Below are 15,573 nucleotides of genomic sequence, written 5' to 3'. Positions count from 1 at the left end.
TCACAACTATCACGCAAAAGGCAAACCAAAAAGGACAACCACAATGGATTGTCCTTCAAGATTAGACCAATGCTTCGACCCGTTCTGGCACGTGGATCTCTCCGTGCAATAATTGAGCGATATCACGAGTCAGTGCATCCACATTCTCTTGACGAGTTGCCCAGCTGGTGCAGAACCGCACCGCACTGTGTGTATCGTCAACCTTTTCCCAGAAGGTGAACGTATAACCGCTGCGTAATTTCTCAAGCAAACGATCAGGCAGAATCGGAAACTGCTGGTTGGTTGGTGAGTCGTACAGGAAACGTACCCCGTGCTGTTCGAGTGAATCATGAATTCTCAAGGCCATATCTACGGCATGGCGAGAAATATCGAGGTACAGACCATCTTCGAACAACGTTTCGAATTGGATACCCAGCAATCTGCCTTTGGCAAGCAGACCACCTTTTTGTTTGATCATATAACGAAAATCCGGTTTCAGTGCATCATTCAGGATAACGACCGCTTCTCCCATCAATGCGCCAATCTTGGTTCCCCCGATGTAAAATACATCGCACAAGCGTGCAAGGTCAGCAAATGTCATATCGCAATCGCGAGAAGCAAGTGCATATCCAAGACGTGCTCCATCCACGAAAAAAGGAAGACCACAAGCTCTGCTCACTGTGTGCAATGCTTGCAGTTCTGCCTTGCTATACATCGTTCCGTTCTCCGTTGGCTGGGATATGTAGACCATTCCTGGTTGAACACAGTGTTCCGGTGACGACTCATTCATATGTGCATCATAGACTGCTCTAACCTGATCAGGCGTGATCTTTCCGTCCTCGCTTGGAACCGTGAGCACCTTATGTCCCGTAGCTTCAATAGCTCCAGTTTCATGAACCGCAATGTGTCCCGAGGTCGCAGCAATCACACCTTGATATGGACGCAAAATAGATGCAATCACCGTTGTATTTGTCTGTGTACCGCCAACCAAGAAATGAACATCAGCTTGCTCATTGTCACAGGCCTGACGAATAAGCATTCTCGCACGTTCACAGTGTTCATCCGTACCATACCCGCTCGTCTGTTCCATATTGGTTTCCATCAGTCTTTGTAAAATTCGTTCATGTGCACCCTCGTTATAATCACATTCAAATCGTATCATCGTGTGGTCTCTCCTGCTTTCTTGTTCAACTTCTCTTGTATGTTCATCATGGAGGTGTATACCTCTTGAATCTCTTCTTCATTCAATTCTTGCATTAACTTCAGGATCTGTTGGTCGGATCGAGCATTCAATTGGGCATACAGTTCCTCACCCTTGGCTGTCAGACGAATCAGACTGACTCGGCTGTCGACCGCAGAATTCACTTTCACCAGCAGCCCTTCCTTGGACAATTTGTTCACAATTCGGCTCATGTAACTGCGATCAATGGTCAGTGTATCTACCAGATTGTTCGCAATGCTCTCTCCCCGAATTCCAATCTCAATAATGACTCGTACTTCTGCAAACGAATAGCCTGTTCCGAGAATATGCTTATCGAGTACACCGAGTATGTTGGTATAAAAACGGTTAAAACGTCGCATGTCAGCCAGTGTATCTGGATTTATGTACTGAGAGTTGATGTCAAACCCTCCTTTTTAGTGGACATTGTCAACATTATAATAATCACGTTAGTGGACGTTGTCAACATTATCTTTCCCTTAACATTGTATAACCTCTTTTTTTGACACCATGCAAAAAGCCGCGCAGATGCGCGGCAAGGTTTATTTGATTCATATTCTTAATCCAGATACTTAGTCAGCTACTTAAGTTTCTATATAAATTGAATTAAACATTTACACAAAACGGAGAGGACAGAAATAACGTGAAGAAGCGAAGCGTTCGCCTACAAGCTTTCTGCAAGAAAGCTACATCGGAAGCATACGCTATCCCCGGATTCCCCCTTTAGATAAAAGGAATAAAAAAATCTGGGGATAACAGCGATCGGAAGGTTATTCTGTCATCGGAGTGGCCAGTGTAAATTCAATTTATATGGATTAAGAGTGACTATATTGCACCTGATGAAGACGGCTGTATATCCCTCCAGCGGCGACCAATTCCTCATGGTTGCCCTGCTCAGCGATACCATCTGTGTTTACTACGATGATTCGATCTGCATTCTTGATAGTTGTCAGTCTGTGTGCAATCACAAGTGTTGTTCTGCCCACCGACAATTCAGCGAGTGATTGCTGGATCAGTGCTTCCGTTTCCGTATCCAGCGCTGAGGTTGCCTCATCCAGAATAAGAATGGGTGGATTTTTCAAGAACATACGAGCAATAGATAACCGTTGCTTCTGTCCTCCGGATAGCTTGACTCCACGCTCGCCAATGACAGTATCCATACCATCCGGCAACGTAAGAATCAGTTCCTCCAATGAGGCACGACGGGCTGCATCCCAGATTTGTTCATCCGTTGCACTCAGATCACCATAAGCAATATTCTCCTTAATGGTACCCGAGAACAAAAATACATCCTGTTGCACGATTCCAATATGTTTGCGCAAGGATTGAAGCTTAACGTCACGAATGTCGACGCCATCCACAGTGATACGTCCCTCTTCTACCTCATAGAATCTTGGCAGCAAGCTGCAGATGGTCGTTTTGCCTGCACCCGACGGACCAACAAAAGCAACGGTTTCCCCTGGTCGAACAGACAGACTGATATCACTTAGAATACGCCGACTGGATTCATATCCGAACGAGACGTTCTCAAAGCGAATATCACCCTTCACACTTTCGAATTCAACGGCATTTTTGCTATCCGCAATTTCAGGTTCTGTATCAATGATCTCCAGATAACGTTTGAAACCAGCAATGCCCTTTGGATAACTTTCAATGACAGCGTTGATTTTCTCAATCGGGCGGAAGAAAATATTAGACAGGAGCAGGAATGCCATAAAGTCACCCATATTGATTCTGCCATCGATATAAAACCAAGCCCCACTGATCATGACAAACACAGTAACCAGTCGCATCATCATATAACTGACCGAGATACTTTTCGCCATCGTTTTGTAGGCAAGCAGTTTGGTTTTACGGAAATTCTGATTGTCCACTGCAAAAAGTTCTTTCTCATGTTCTTCGTTGGCGAACGATTGCACAACACGCATACCGCCGACGTTATCTTCAATACGCGCATTGAAATTGCCGACGTCTCCGAAAAGTCGCCGATACGTCTTTGTCATGCGACCACCAAATACGATAATGACCCAAGCCATAATTGGGATAATGATAAAGGTAAGCAGCGCAAGCTCCAGATTAATGTTAGCCATCAGCCAGAACGATCCAATTAATGTCATTACTGCGATGAATACATCTTCAGGTCCATGGTGAGCAACCTCGCCGATATCATTCAGATCATTCGTAAGATGACCAATTAAGTGGCCTGTTTTACGATTATCGAAGAAACGGAAGGACAGCTTCTGCAAGTGAGCGAACATCTTCTCACGCATGTTGGTCTCAATGTTAATGCCCAGCATATGTCCCCAATATGTAACTACATAGTTCAACACGGTATTAAGTGCATAGATGGATAACAGCACAACACAGGCAAGCATAATGAGAGGCCAATCCTGCCCTGGCAACAATTCATTAATGAATTTGCTGACGGCAAGGGGGAAAGCCAACTCCAGAAGACCTGCAAGTACAGCGCATCCAAAATCAATCAAAAACAGTTTTTTATAGGGACGATAATACGAAAAAAAACGACGAATCATACTTATTCACTCTCACTCTCCAGATCCTTATTGGGGTTTACATCTTCATTTTGCAGCTCGAACAGATGGATATACTCGTCGATGACCTGATCAATAGCTTTTAACTCCCCACTGATCACCGGGCGAATATGTTCATACTCCTCCTGTCCAAGTTGTCGGACAAGCGTTGTTCTTCGATTCTGCATCTGCTCCAGAAATACAAGAATCCGGCCGCGACGGAATGTTTGCGCTCCACGGCCCCGTCTTCCCTCATGTTCGCCATGCCCTTTGCCACGTCTGGAACGCTCTCCACGTTGCTCGCTGTCACTCATATCATGTCTCGGACGCTCAACTTGACGTACACTTCCATCCTTCTCTTCGATAGGACGATCTCTCACATTTGCCACCCCCATAACGTGTATACATATGTATACAGCGTATTCATGTATACGATTGTATACGCGATAAAAAGAAGTGTCAACCTAAATTTTCCAATAGATAACGAAGTATGTATATTCACCATTTCCTCAACAGAAAAAAGCCGCGATTTCGCGACTTCTTTTGTTTTTCACTATTTTTACTCCTCCGGAAATCATCATCTTTCACTGCACCAAATCTATTGTTACTTTTTCAATGAAATTTCAAACGTGGATTCAACCTCACCAGCAAATACAATGCGGCCGTTCTCTGGTAAAACAACCACATTCTTTCCGCTGACCACGGTGTGATTAATACAAACACCCTTCTGATCATATACAGCAAAGGCGCCATTTGCAGGCATTCCCACCGTCATGACTTTTCCTTTCACAGTTGCTGGTATCGAAAACCATCTGACATATCCATCTTCTTGAATCGTTGCTAGAGATTGTTTACCCGAATATAGTGGTTGTACCATTTCCTCACTGGCGTATATGCTACCGACGGCTGTAATGTACTCTACTCCGTTCTTTTTAGCAAAATAAATCTCCTTTGTATCACGTCCAGCTAGGCCAGGGATTTGCAGCTCCGTGACTGCTTCGTTTGCTCCAATAATCTTAGTATTGGATACATACCCAGGGGTCTCTTTGTCCAAATGAATAGGGAGAATTGGTGCCGAATTGAGATAAACCGTTGATGTATATTTCTCATTCAGCAGGTAATATTTTTTACCTTCACGCTGCTCCCATGAGGCCGTTATATCCTGGGATAATTCATTGGCTTCCAGCTTCTCCATTTTATATTCGGAGAAAGCCAATTGTCCAAGTCCTGGCAAGGATATATAAGATCGATACCACAGATAAGTCCTTCCATTCTTCTCCTTAACAAATTTCAACTTTTGCGTGCCCTCATCGTTAACAAAAGTACCATCCGCTGTATAGGTGTATTTTTGAGCCGGTTCACTTGGAGCTGCGGGTGTGGATATAGTCATTTGTCCAGCAGTATTCATTTCGATCTTCTTAACTGAATTATTGCCGCCATATATACCTACATTCGTGGCTATTTCTTTAGGTATATCTGCCTTCACAGGCACACCAAACGATTTTTCCGGCTTCCGTTCTGTAATGATGCCCTTTTCCTCAAGTGCGCTGAGTAATAATTCACTCGCAATGAACTGATCTTTGGCACTTGTCCCACCTGATGAGGTAACGGCTGCAGCCAGATTATATTCCGGCAGTACGACGAAAGATGAGTGATACGATATGGTATCTCCACCTTTTGTTACTGCCTTGATGCCGTATTCACTGAATGGGTACAGATTTACACTATCCCACCCTAACCCGTAAGATATAGACGTATCACTATCCTCTGGCCACATGCCTCTTTTGTATTCTTCTTGCGCCATGGCTTCTACAGACTTATTGGTAAGAATGTCTTGGACCTCTCCCGTGAAAATCTGTGAAAATTTCACAAGATCTTCAGCGGTGGAATAAATGCCTCCAGTAGCGATAACATTATAATTCTCTTGTGGAAGCTGACCCGCAACCAAAGGAGAATAGATTCCCGCCATGTCTGCCGGATCTACCACATCCTGTGGTGTTTTTGTATGTTTCATGTCCAAAGGTTCCGTAAAATATTGGTGTATAAAAGCTGTAAAACTCATGCCGCTAACACGTTCAACCATAATCTCGGATAACGTAAACCCATCGTTACTATACACCGAGAACGCACCGGGATCTGCCTTCAGGTTTTGACTTGCCAATTGGTCCAGAAACGTATCATGTGAGTACGTATCATTATCCCCGTACAATGTGGCATTGCTACCCGTGCTGCCCAGCAGACCGGAAGAATGATTCAACAGCATGCGTGGTGTGATTTGTTTGTAGCGATGATCTTTCATCTCAAAATCAGGTATATAGTTCACAACAGGCAGATCCAAATCTACCTTGCCTTCTTCAACTAACTTCATAACAGAAGCGGTGAGGAACATTTTACTCGTTGATCCTATGCCATAGATTGTATCGGGCGTAAGAGGCACCTTGTTGTTTTTATCGTTTTTACCCGTCTGACCGGACACCACAATCTCGCCACCATCGATAAGGGCATATTGGAGACTTGTGATTCCATGTTTCTCGGTGAGTAACTTGGCTTTCTCCATCACGGTTTTCTTGGTTGGTTCATACGTAAAATCACTGCTACTTGTAGGAGGCGCAGCCATTGCAGACATTGGAGCCAACATCGTTAACACCAGAGTTAAGGCGGTGATTGAAGTTCGTTTTCCCTTTTGTCGTCCCATTCACATCATCTCCTGAATTTTAAGTGTTTTGGTAGTTAGAGTTCTTCTGGGTCTACAAATTTCACCTCCGGATACAAGTCGTTTGGACCCTGAATCAGATCTCCACCCGTTCCTTTCAGTTGCTTGTTAAAGAAGTCGAGTACATATTGATTTACGATGTTTGATCCTCTTTTACCATTGATATCTCCTGTGATCCCGGACAGTTTAACCAGCTCTGAATAGAACTGAAGGTCCGTGAAATTGAAGTGCTGAGTTCCTTCTACATAGATCACTTTTCCCCCATGATTCATAACATTTTTCATAATGTGTAGCTCATCTGAAAGAGATTTAGTTACTTCATCATCCGAATTTCTATCCATTTCAAAGTTGGCGAACCAGTCTTCAAAACTTCCCGATCGGATGAACATAAACGGCTTGTTTATATCATCTCTATTATCCACTTCATATAGTGACCCATCCATGTTAACTCCGGCCTTGATTCTCTGATCTAAATACGTTGCATTAAACGCGGTTGCCCCCCCAAAAGAATGCCCCATCGCGCCGATGTGATCTAGATCGATTTTTCCTTTAAACTGACTTTCGATTGATCCTGAATTCAGCTTTTCGATTTGATCGATTACAAACTCTACATCTTTCGTCCAGATATCCCCTGTTTTTGTACGTTCATCTAGTGTAGTCGTACTTTTTTTGTAATCCGTTACACGGCCATCTGGAAAAAGGGTAGCAAAGGTGTTATACGTATGATCGATGGTGACCACGATAAACCCATGACTGGCCAGATTCTCGGCCTGTGATACATGTAGAACTCTACTAGTTCCCATACCATGAGATAGTAGTACCAAGGGATAAGGACTTGTAGAAGACAATATTTCACTATTTTCATAAGAGTTGGTTTGACTATACTTCCAATAGTCGAGCACAAATTCAGGCAGTTTTAAAGAATTAGAGAAGCTCTGAATATACTTTTTGAACCTCTCTCTATCTTTTGGAAACAGCGTGTCACGCTTGATATTATTCCTATTTTCAGTAGGGTACCAAACTTGAACCATTAGTTCCCTCTTATCACTTTGATCTTCAGTGAAGACTTCATCTCTGTTCTGATCTGTAAAATGAAAGGTTTGAGTACCCACTTTCTCTGGACCATCCGGCTTCGGCAAATTAAAGACAGGTAAGTATACAGACAAGGCAGTAGAACCAACAAGCAGAATGACAATCAGGGAAGATAAACTATATTTCAAGAACTTCCCTATTTTAAGCTTCATCATCTTTTCGGAATGTCTGAGTAAAACAATAATTATGAATAGAGCCGCCATGATATATACCAGAAGCAACTGCCATCTGTATCCCTCAACCAACAATTGAACTAATAATATAACGCTACTTCCTATTCCCAAACCCAAGCCTATTTTCTTTGCACTTCTTTTAATAAATAGTAGGTCTATGAGTAACGCGAAACAGGATAGAACTAACAGTATCTCAAATAATCTCAATTGAATTCCTCTCTCTCATCACGGATCATAAATGCTCTGACACCTTCAGCAATTTCTTTGGCATGGGAACGATACAAATAATGATTTGCTTCCAGCAGCACCACTTCACCACGCGCAGAGTTCTCTATTAACTTCTCGTGTTCCGGAACCCAATTGTCTGCTACCGGATGATTCTTTTGAACAAAGAAAAGAACTGGAAGATTAACAGGCAAAGTTAGTTGTTCAGATGCTTTAAAGTTGGAATACATACTTTCTGCCTCATTTAATTGCGTGGTATTATACATATTTTTGCGTATCAGAATGTTCAATTGTTTTTTCGTTTGCTCATCATAAGGCAGTCCATCATAAGGGTCAGCACTCAGTTTCAGTTGCACTCGGGCGAAACCTAAGTTGCGGAACCATTTAATCGGTTGTGTATCTGATGAATCAATCTTCTGTTCACTTATCGCTGGAACACTGCTATCCAGCCCAACATATGCACTTATTTCATCTGCATACTTGTTCACGTAATCCAGGCTATAGATCCCCGAAATGGAATGACCCATGAGGATATAACGATCAATATGTAGACGCTGTAACGCTTCATGAATTTCACTGACGATATTTGCTGTACTACGTTCCTTTTCGGTCTGATCACTCAATCCGTAACCAAAGGGCTCAACAACGACAACTTTATAATATGGAGATAACTCGGAGATAAGAGGTTTAAAATCAAGCGCTGGTGCCGCTGTTCCAAAACCAGGCAGAAGCACAATCGTTTCCTCGCCTTCGCCTTGAATGAACACATTCATATTTTTTCCGTCTACGGATACATGTTGACCATACGGCTCCATTCTTTTTTGCTCCGAATAACTGCTGATTTTATTGACGGTATATACGATAGCTACAAAAAGTAAGATTGCTATAATGATTGCGCATAGTACTTTAAACAAAATGCCTAACACTTTCTTGGTTTTGCTCTTACTCTGGACTTCTCTGTCTGCTTGTTGATTCACATTCATCTGCTCCTATCCTCATCTGTATATTGTCCTGGCAGGCTGCTTAAGAAATCTTAATCAAGAAAGATGTACTCCCCATGACCGGAATATGAACGGAGTATGAACAAGCAAAAAAAATGTCCTATGTAACATACAAGGAAGCTTGCATGTTACATAGGACATGAACATTCGGTTTAGATAATCCGATGGATATTCTATTCATTGAGCCTATCCTGTGAGCCTAACTATCCGTTGGTGGATGGATGGGCAACGTGATCATTAAGGTCGTACCTTGACCAGGTTCGCTTTCCACTCGGATGTCACCCTGATGAAGGGAGACGATCTGTTTAACGATAGCAAGTCCCATACCACTCCCATCGTATTTGCGACTGTGGGAACGATCTGCCTTGAAAAAACGGTCGAATATACGCTTCTGATCTTCCAGGGGAATTCCAATACCCGTGTCGGATATTCGAACAGTCACATTTTTGAAGTCCTCTTCGATACTGACTTTAATCATACCGCCATCCTCGGAAAACTTGATGCTATTTCCGATGATGTTTGTCCATACCTGATTTAACTGATCGTGATCAGCCGTTACCTTCACGTTCTCCAAATCAAGCTCGAAATGAATGTTGCGCCCAGACCATTGCGGCTGAAGCGCCACGATGACCCGCCTGATCTGTTCATCAAGGCTTAAGGTGGTGAGCCGTAGTTGCTGTGACTGCGATTCAAGCAAACTCAGCTTCAGCAGGCTATCGCTCATTTTGGACATTCTTTTTGCTTCTGAGATGATAATATCCAGGTAACGGTTTCGTTCTTGTTCTGAGAGATTTACTTGCTTCAGTGCCGAAGCGTAACCGGATATCGAGGTGAGCGGAGACTGAACCTCATGCGAAACATTTGTAACGAATTCCCTGCGCATCTGCTCCAACTGCTGAAGATCATGCATCATTTCTTCAAAGCTGCGAGCCAACGTACCTATTTCAGTCGTTTGCTTGATGTTCAGCTTGACATTGAAATCTCCAGCTGCAATCCGTTTGGTCGCTTTGGTCAATTTCTTGATCGGTCTCACCAGGTATACAGAAGCAATCAGAATCAACAGACTTCCTGCAATCAACGAACAGCTTGCAAAGATTAAGCCAAACTGGACTACAAAAGAGGCGGAGGGCGGTGCGAGAGTTTCCAAAAACATCGCTTTTGTGCCCATTTCCGTCTTAATCGGTAGCCCCAAAAGAACGGTAGCGATCCCCTTGGGTGTGTCTTGAACAACCCCTCCATTTAAAACTTTTTTGAGTTGCTCCATCGATACAGCAGCTGATTTATGTCCATTAAGCTTCCCATATGTCTGGAGTTTGCCCGTTGCATCATAAATTCGAATATGATATGAATCAAGCTGTTTCATATTGCTAACGAATAATTCTGCTTCATCCAGAGGCATCGTCTTATATATCTGCACTACGTCTTGGCCAAAGTTGCGTATGTTAATTCGGGCATTTTCGTTCAATTTATCTTCGAATATCCAGGTTGACATAAAAAAAGAAATAACTGTACCAGCGATGACAGAAATCAGAAAGGTGAGCACCACACGAATGTATAATGATCTGATCATTCATGGACCTCAAGCCTGTATCCTAGCCCACGCACCGTTTCAATCCGAAAATCAGGTGTCGTCGCGAATCGTTCGCGCAGGCGCTTGATATGTACGTCTACCGTTCGATCATCTCCGGCGTAATCAATACCCCATATCTGATCGATCAATTGCTCACGTGTATAGACTTGTCCTGGTGTTCCAGCAAGCTTATACAGCAATTCGAACTCCTTAAGTGGTAACGTAAGCGACTCTGTGCCTCTCATCACCTTATACGTCTGGCGGTCCAGAATGACGTTGCCAAACTGGATTGTATGTGTGGAGCCGATTTTGTATCGTTTCAGTAATGCTCGGACACGAGCGGTCAGCTCTAATGGATCAAACGGTTTGGTCAAATAATCATCCGTACCCAGTTCGAATCCTTTCACCTTCTCCCAAGTCTCTCCTCTCGCTGTCAGCATGAGTAACGGGAGGTCGGGATTGGCTCTTCGGAGTTCTTTGCACAGTGCCCAACCATCCATGACAGGCATCATAATATCAAGGACGACAAGATCCACTGGAGTTTCGCCATATATAGTGAGAGCTTCCTTACCATCCGCAGCTTCCACTGTTGTGAATCCATCGTTTTTGAGAAATAGACAGACGAGTTCACGAATGTTCGCATCGTCGTCTGCAACGAGTATAGTAGCCATATGTTTTTTCTTTCCTCTCCGTTACGTTTAAAAATATAGTTCAACGTATAGTAAATAGTAAAACATCTTGCTTATAGTATATCCACAGCAAACATCGTATGTTCTGTCAATGTTCCCTGGATTGGCACAGGCTGTGACCCATTCTCCTTGAAACCTGCTTTTTGAAGAACACGGATGGAACCTGTATTATCGGGCACAGCGCCAGCTTCGACTCGAGTAATTTCAGTTTCGTGTTTGGCAAATTCCAGTACACATTGCAGGGCTTCGCTCATATATCCTTTTCCTTGATGCAGAGTATCCGTCACATAACCAAGGATCCATTTTGGGGGAGAATCCAGTATGATCTCGAACAAAGAAATTTCACCGACGAGTTCATCCGTTGTATGTAGAAAAATACCAAAAGAATAGCGATTTCCTTCTTCTTTCTTCTTGTTCCAGCTCTCAATAAGTGACCTTTGCCCTTCCAAGCTGTAGAAAGACTCCTCCCGATCACTTGCTGAGATTCTTTCAATTTCCGCACGGTTGCGAACCTGTAGATCCAGAAGTAATGAGGCATCTTCCACATTCCAAAATCTCACATAGATACGTTCCGCACTATATTTCATTACATTATTCCCCCTCTATTAACGTTAGGTGAGATGGACTGCAATTTCCCTGTTATATCCCCCCCATTTGCCGTCAGTGGATGGTACTTTGATTATATCAGGTCATTATAAGAGTACGAGCGAATCAACGAGAATTGTTTCGCCAGAAAATGCGGGGAATAAGGCATATCATTACGCAACCAGGCGACAATGGTACCAATCAGGGCGGAAGAACCGTACCAGATTGCAATCTCCTTGTGAATGCCGGATTCTTCGAGTTCATCTTCCATTTCTACCCGATCAATTTTGGCTTTGACCAGCGTACTCAACAATTTGAGCAGTCGTTCGGTAAAAATCGGTGTGCGCTTGGTAGCAAGTACCACCTGATAGAACGAGGCGTTCTCTGCAAAATGCTCCAGCAACTTGACCAGAACAGGCCAAGCCTCTTCCGTCCTTTGTTTCTCAAAATGAGGAGCATATTCATCCACGATCCGTTCAATATTCTCAATCATCTCGTCAGCCATCTTCTCCATCATATCCGTAATATCACGATAGTGCAGGTAGAAGGTTACCCGATTGATCGTCGCTCGTTCGGCAATTTTGTTCACTGACAACTTCTCAATATCCATTTCCTGCAGCAATTCAACAAATGCACCTCGGATTAACTGACGTGTTCGCACTATTCTTGGGTCCACGGCTGATTTCTTCTCGTCTTTCACGTGTATCCCTCCTATCAAATTTTAAACATTACAATTTTAAACGATCAGTCGTTTATTTTTGATTTACACAACAAATTCATTTTTTTTGTAAAATAAACGACGAAAACACGTCATAACGTAAATTGTAATCTGTCCGAATATGTATATAATTCAATAAATACAATGTAAACTATACAACACGTTGTAAATTTAGTCACGCGTGGTTTGAAAGGATGAAAAGGATTGAGTCAGGTTAGAGTACAAGAAGAATTATCCGTAAAGAAAGGCCCCATCCTGTTTATCATGATTTTGGGAGCCTTCCTTGCAACATTGAATCAAACGATCATGAGTGTCGCTACACCGGAACTGATGGGTGATTTTAACATCTCCGCCGCAACAGCACAATGGTTAACGACAGGTTACATGCTGGTGAACGGGGTGCTCATCCCCATTACGGCTTACTTCATGCAACGCTTTTCAACCAAGCAATTATTCCAAGCTTCCATGTTTATTTTCCTGATTGGTACCATCGTATCCGCTCTTGCAGATAACTTTGGCACACTGCTGACAGGACGTATGATTCAGGCAGCGGGTGCCGGCATTATCATGCCGCTCTTGATGCACGTTATTTTGACCTTGTTTGCCCCTGAAAAACGAGGATCTGCGATGGGTATGGTTGGTTTTGCCATCATTTTTGCCCCTGCAATCGGGCCTACCCTTGCCGGTTATATCCTCGAGAACTACTCTTGGCAAACGATGTTCTACGGCATGATTCCATTAACTCTTATTGTCATCGCTTTTGCGTTTGTATACCTGAAGAATGTATCCGAACGGGTCAACACAAAGTTCGACACAATCAGTGTGGTGCTGTCCACGATCGGATTTGGCGCATTGCTCTATGGTTTCAGCAGAGCAGGAAGTCTGGGATGGTCAAGTGCAGAAGTTCTTATCTGCATTGCGGCTGGAATTGTTTCTCTTGCCCTGTTTACATGGAGACAGCTCGTTTCTGAAACTCCGCTGCTTGATCTGCGGGCATTCAAATACAACATGTTCTCCCTGACCACGGTCATTAGTATCGCGATTACAATGATCATGTATGCTGACATGATGTTGCTTCCCTTGTATCTCCAGAACGCACGTGGTTACACTGCACTGGAGTCCGGATTATTACTCCTTCCGGGTGCGCTTGTCATGGGCTTCCTGATGCCAGTAGCCGGAAAATTGTTTGACCGATTTGGAGCGAAATGGCTCGCTGTTATCGGGATGGTGATTACCATCGTGACGACAATTGGTTTCATCGACTTAACGGATTCAACCAGTTATGGTTACCTGGTATTAATGTCTACCGGCCGCCGAATTGGTATGGCTCTGCTCATGATGCCGATTCAGACTGCGGGACTTAACCAACTGCCACCAAGACTTGGTGCACACGGTACAGCTATCTCCAACACCGTCAGACAAGTGGCTGGCGCTGTAGGTACTTCATTGCTCGTAAGTGTAATGACCTCCCGTACAACGGCACACGTACAGGATATGATGGCGACTGGTGCAGCCAATGGTCTCAGTCAACAACAGCTTGCTACAGAATCCATGATCCAGGGTATCAATGATGCTTATGTTGTTATCATCGGTATCGCTGTTGTGGGATTGGTCCTTTCCTTCTTTATCAAACGCACCAAACAAGCCAAAGAGGAAGAAATCAAACAGGTGGTAAGACAAAAAGTTTCCATGAATTCAAATTAAGGTGACCAGCCTAATACTTGCTTGCATAACAAAGCGGCAGATCAAGACGTTTACGTCTGATCTGCCGCTTTTTAGGTTGTGTCCCGTATGATTCCTTCTCACTCCGCAACGATCTTCACTGGCAGATGGGTCAACGACTGTCCCGGAGCTGAAGTGGCCAGATTACCCTCCAGATCAAATGAATCCACTGGTTCAATCCGCGCAATTTTCTCCACAAATGCCGTCAAGGCAATGCTGAGTTCCATTCTCGCCAACGGGGCACCTAGACAAAAGTGTGGACCATTGCCAAAGGTAAGGTGTTTTTTGTTATTACGACGATGAATGTTTAACTCAAACGGGTCTTCAAACATCTGCTCATCCATATTGGCTGCACTCATCCAGGAGATCACAACATCGCCTTTTTTCAAATCCACTCCGAGCAATTGATTATCTTGCTTCACTGTCCGATGTCGCTTGGCATTGTGGAACCGATAACGGAGCATTTCTTCGACTGCGAGCGGAACCAACTCGGGATTCTGTCTTAGTTGATCATACAAGCTGGGGTCATCATACAGGAATGAATAGAATGTATTTGAAACCATATGACTGGTTGTCTCAATTCCAGCTCCGAGCAACAGCATGGTTGTGCGAACAACCTCATCCTCCGTGAACTTCTCACCTTCAACATCAACGTTCAACAGGTCGGTAATGATATCCTGACCAGGGTGGGTCCGTTTATGAACTACAATGGGGTATAGGAATTGATAATACTCTTGCGCTGCAGTTTGTTTTTTCAGCTCACTCTCCTCAGCCGTCTTTGGATTGGAGGGCTGAAACAGAATATCTACCCAGTTCTTGAATCGATGGCTGTCTGTAAGGGGGATGCCGAGCAGATCGGCCATAACCATCGAAGGCAGTGGAGCGGCCAACGCTTGAACTATATCAATAGTCGTATTTGGCTCAATATCTGCTACCAGCTGCTCTGCGATGTTGCGAATTCGTGGCTCCCAGCTTTTCAGACTACGCGGTGTAAAAGCAGCAGATAACAACGAACGACTTTTTTGATGACGGGGAGGATCAATACTTGACATATTTAATTTATCTGGAGATGTGCCTTCATTGTTCTTTGCTCCAACGGAAATGGTCGTCCGGGTTCCTTCGGCTGAAAAATACTCATGATTACTAAGGACCTGCTTCACATCATCGTATCTGAACACATTCCAGGTGTCTGTATCTTCGTGATAGTACACAGGATGCTCGGACAGCATTTTTCGAAACCAGTGAAGTGGGAAAAACTCTTCAGATCTGGACTGAAACCCCGTAATGTCCTCAACACGTATCACTTCTTTATACATTTGGAATCCACCTCTCAGCATCGTTTTGTGATTGGTTACA

Annotated in this window: 13 protein-coding genes; 1 reads left to right on the top strand and 12 read right to left on the bottom strand. The window is 43.7% G+C overall.

Annotated elements, in window-relative coordinates:
- Positions 1 to 61: 61 nt before the first annotated feature.
- The 11 genes from MKY92_RS13950 to MKY92_RS13900 all read right to left on the bottom strand — a co-directional run bounded on the left by MKY92_RS13950 (position 62) and on the right by MKY92_RS13900 (position 12,477).
- Positions 62 to 1,141: a low specificity L-threonine aldolase gene (locus MKY92_RS13950; RefSeq protein WP_339301307.1), complete on the bottom strand. Its 1,080-nt coding sequence runs from the start codon at positions 1,139 to 1,141 to the stop codon at positions 62 to 64.
- Complete coding sequence (locus tag MKY92_RS13945; protein WP_339301306.1) at positions 1,138 to 1,560, bottom strand: MarR family winged helix-turn-helix transcriptional regulator; 423 nt, start codon at positions 1,558 to 1,560, stop codon at positions 1,138 to 1,140. The genes MKY92_RS13950 and MKY92_RS13945 overlap by 4 nt, the downstream gene beginning before the upstream one ends.
- 453 nt (positions 1,561 to 2,013) lie before the next feature.
- Entirely contained in the window at positions 2,014 to 3,732 is a 1,719-nt protein-coding gene (locus MKY92_RS13940) for an ABC transporter ATP-binding protein (RefSeq protein WP_100528051.1), read from the bottom strand.
- A gap of 2 nt (positions 3,733 to 3,734) precedes the next feature.
- Positions 3,735 to 4,109, bottom strand: a complete 375-nt coding sequence (locus tag MKY92_RS13935) for a hypothetical protein (protein ID WP_339301304.1) — start codon at positions 4,107 to 4,109, stop codon at positions 3,735 to 3,737.
- 224 nt (positions 4,110 to 4,333) lie between these two features.
- Positions 4,334 to 6,424: a serine hydrolase domain-containing protein gene (locus MKY92_RS13930; protein ID WP_339301302.1), complete on the bottom strand. Its 2,091-nt coding sequence runs from the start codon at positions 6,422 to 6,424 to the stop codon at positions 4,334 to 4,336.
- 35 nt (positions 6,425 to 6,459) lie between these two features.
- Positions 6,460 to 7,914: an alpha/beta fold hydrolase gene (locus MKY92_RS13925; RefSeq protein ID WP_339301300.1), complete on the bottom strand. Its 1,455-nt coding sequence runs from the start codon at positions 7,912 to 7,914 to the stop codon at positions 6,460 to 6,462.
- Positions 7,911 to 8,915, bottom strand: a complete 1,005-nt coding sequence (locus tag MKY92_RS13920) for an alpha/beta hydrolase (RefSeq protein ID WP_339301298.1) — start codon at positions 8,913 to 8,915, stop codon at positions 7,911 to 7,913. The genes MKY92_RS13925 and MKY92_RS13920 overlap by 4 nt, the downstream gene beginning before the upstream one ends.
- 217 nt (positions 8,916 to 9,132) lie before the next feature.
- Positions 9,133 to 10,503 (bottom strand): HAMP domain-containing sensor histidine kinase, encoded by a 1,371-nt coding sequence (locus MKY92_RS13915; protein ID WP_339301296.1) that lies wholly within the window; start codon positions 10,501 to 10,503, stop codon positions 9,133 to 9,135.
- Entirely contained in the window at positions 10,500 to 11,174 is a 675-nt protein-coding gene (locus MKY92_RS13910; protein WP_339301295.1) for a response regulator transcription factor, read from the bottom strand. The genes MKY92_RS13915 and MKY92_RS13910 overlap by 4 nt, the downstream gene beginning before the upstream one ends.
- 71 nt (positions 11,175 to 11,245) lie before the next feature.
- A complete protein-coding gene (locus MKY92_RS13905; RefSeq protein ID WP_339301293.1) occupies positions 11,246 to 11,779 on the bottom strand; it encodes a GNAT family N-acetyltransferase in 534 nt (177 codons plus the stop codon).
- Between the two features lie 92 nt (positions 11,780 to 11,871).
- Entirely contained in the window at positions 11,872 to 12,477 is a 606-nt protein-coding gene (locus tag MKY92_RS13900; RefSeq protein WP_339301292.1) for a TetR/AcrR family transcriptional regulator C-terminal domain-containing protein, read from the bottom strand.
- Between the two features lie 282 nt (positions 12,478 to 12,759).
- Here MKY92_RS13900 and MKY92_RS13895 point away from each other — a divergent pair, with 282 nt between their 5' ends.
- Positions 12,760 to 14,199, top strand: a complete 1,440-nt coding sequence (locus MKY92_RS13895; RefSeq protein WP_076327924.1) for a DHA2 family efflux MFS transporter permease subunit — start codon at positions 12,760 to 12,762, stop codon at positions 14,197 to 14,199.
- A 98-nt stretch (positions 14,200 to 14,297) separates the two neighbouring features.
- Here the strand turns inward: MKY92_RS13895 and MKY92_RS13890 are convergent, their stop codons facing one another.
- Entirely contained in the window at positions 14,298 to 15,533 is a 1,236-nt protein-coding gene (locus MKY92_RS13890) for a cytochrome P450 (RefSeq protein ID WP_339301290.1), read from the bottom strand.
- Positions 15,534 to 15,573: the final 40 nt, after the last annotated feature.

The organism is Paenibacillus sp. FSL R5-0623 (genome assembly GCF_037974265.1).
In the GTDB taxonomy this organism is placed as follows: domain Bacteria; phylum Bacillota; class Bacilli; order Paenibacillales; family Paenibacillaceae; genus Paenibacillus.
This window is presented reverse-complemented; position numbering and strand designations above follow the sequence as displayed.

What these genes read in the sequence shown, in the direction of transcription:
- MKY92_RS13910 (WP_339301295.1), bottom strand. Translation starts at nt 11,174, where the DNA reads ATGGCTACTATACTCGTTGCAGACGACGATGCGAACATTCGTGAACTC.
- MKY92_RS13890 (WP_339301290.1), bottom strand. Translation starts at nt 15,533, where the DNA reads ATGTATAAAGAAGTGATACGTGTTGAGGACATTACGGGGTTTCAGTCC.
- MKY92_RS13940 (WP_100528051.1), bottom strand. Translation starts at nt 3,732, where the DNA reads ATGATTCGTCGTTTTTTTTCGTATTATCGTCCCTATAAAAAACTGTTT.
- MKY92_RS13950 (WP_339301307.1), bottom strand. Translation starts at nt 1,141, where the DNA reads ATGATACGATTTGAATGTGATTATAACGAGGGTGCACATGAACGAATT.
- MKY92_RS13905 (WP_339301293.1), bottom strand. Translation starts at nt 11,779, where the DNA reads ATGAAATATAGTGCGGAACGTATCTATGTGAGATTTTGGAATGTGGAA.
- MKY92_RS13945 (WP_339301306.1), bottom strand. Translation starts at nt 1,560, where the DNA reads ATGCGACGTTTTAACCGTTTTTATACCAACATACTCGGTGTACTCGAT.
- MKY92_RS13895 (WP_076327924.1), top strand. Translation starts at nt 12,760, where the DNA reads ATGATTTTGGGAGCCTTCCTTGCAACATTGAATCAAACGATCATGAGT.
- MKY92_RS13930 (WP_339301302.1), bottom strand. Translation starts at nt 6,424, where the DNA reads ATGGGACGACAAAAGGGAAAACGAACTTCAATCACCGCCTTAACTCTG.
- MKY92_RS13915 (WP_339301296.1), bottom strand. Translation starts at nt 10,503, where the DNA reads ATGATCAGATCATTATACATTCGTGTGGTGCTCACCTTTCTGATTTCT.
- MKY92_RS13920 (WP_339301298.1), bottom strand. Translation starts at nt 8,915, where the DNA reads ATGAATGTGAATCAACAAGCAGACAGAGAAGTCCAGAGTAAGAGCAAA.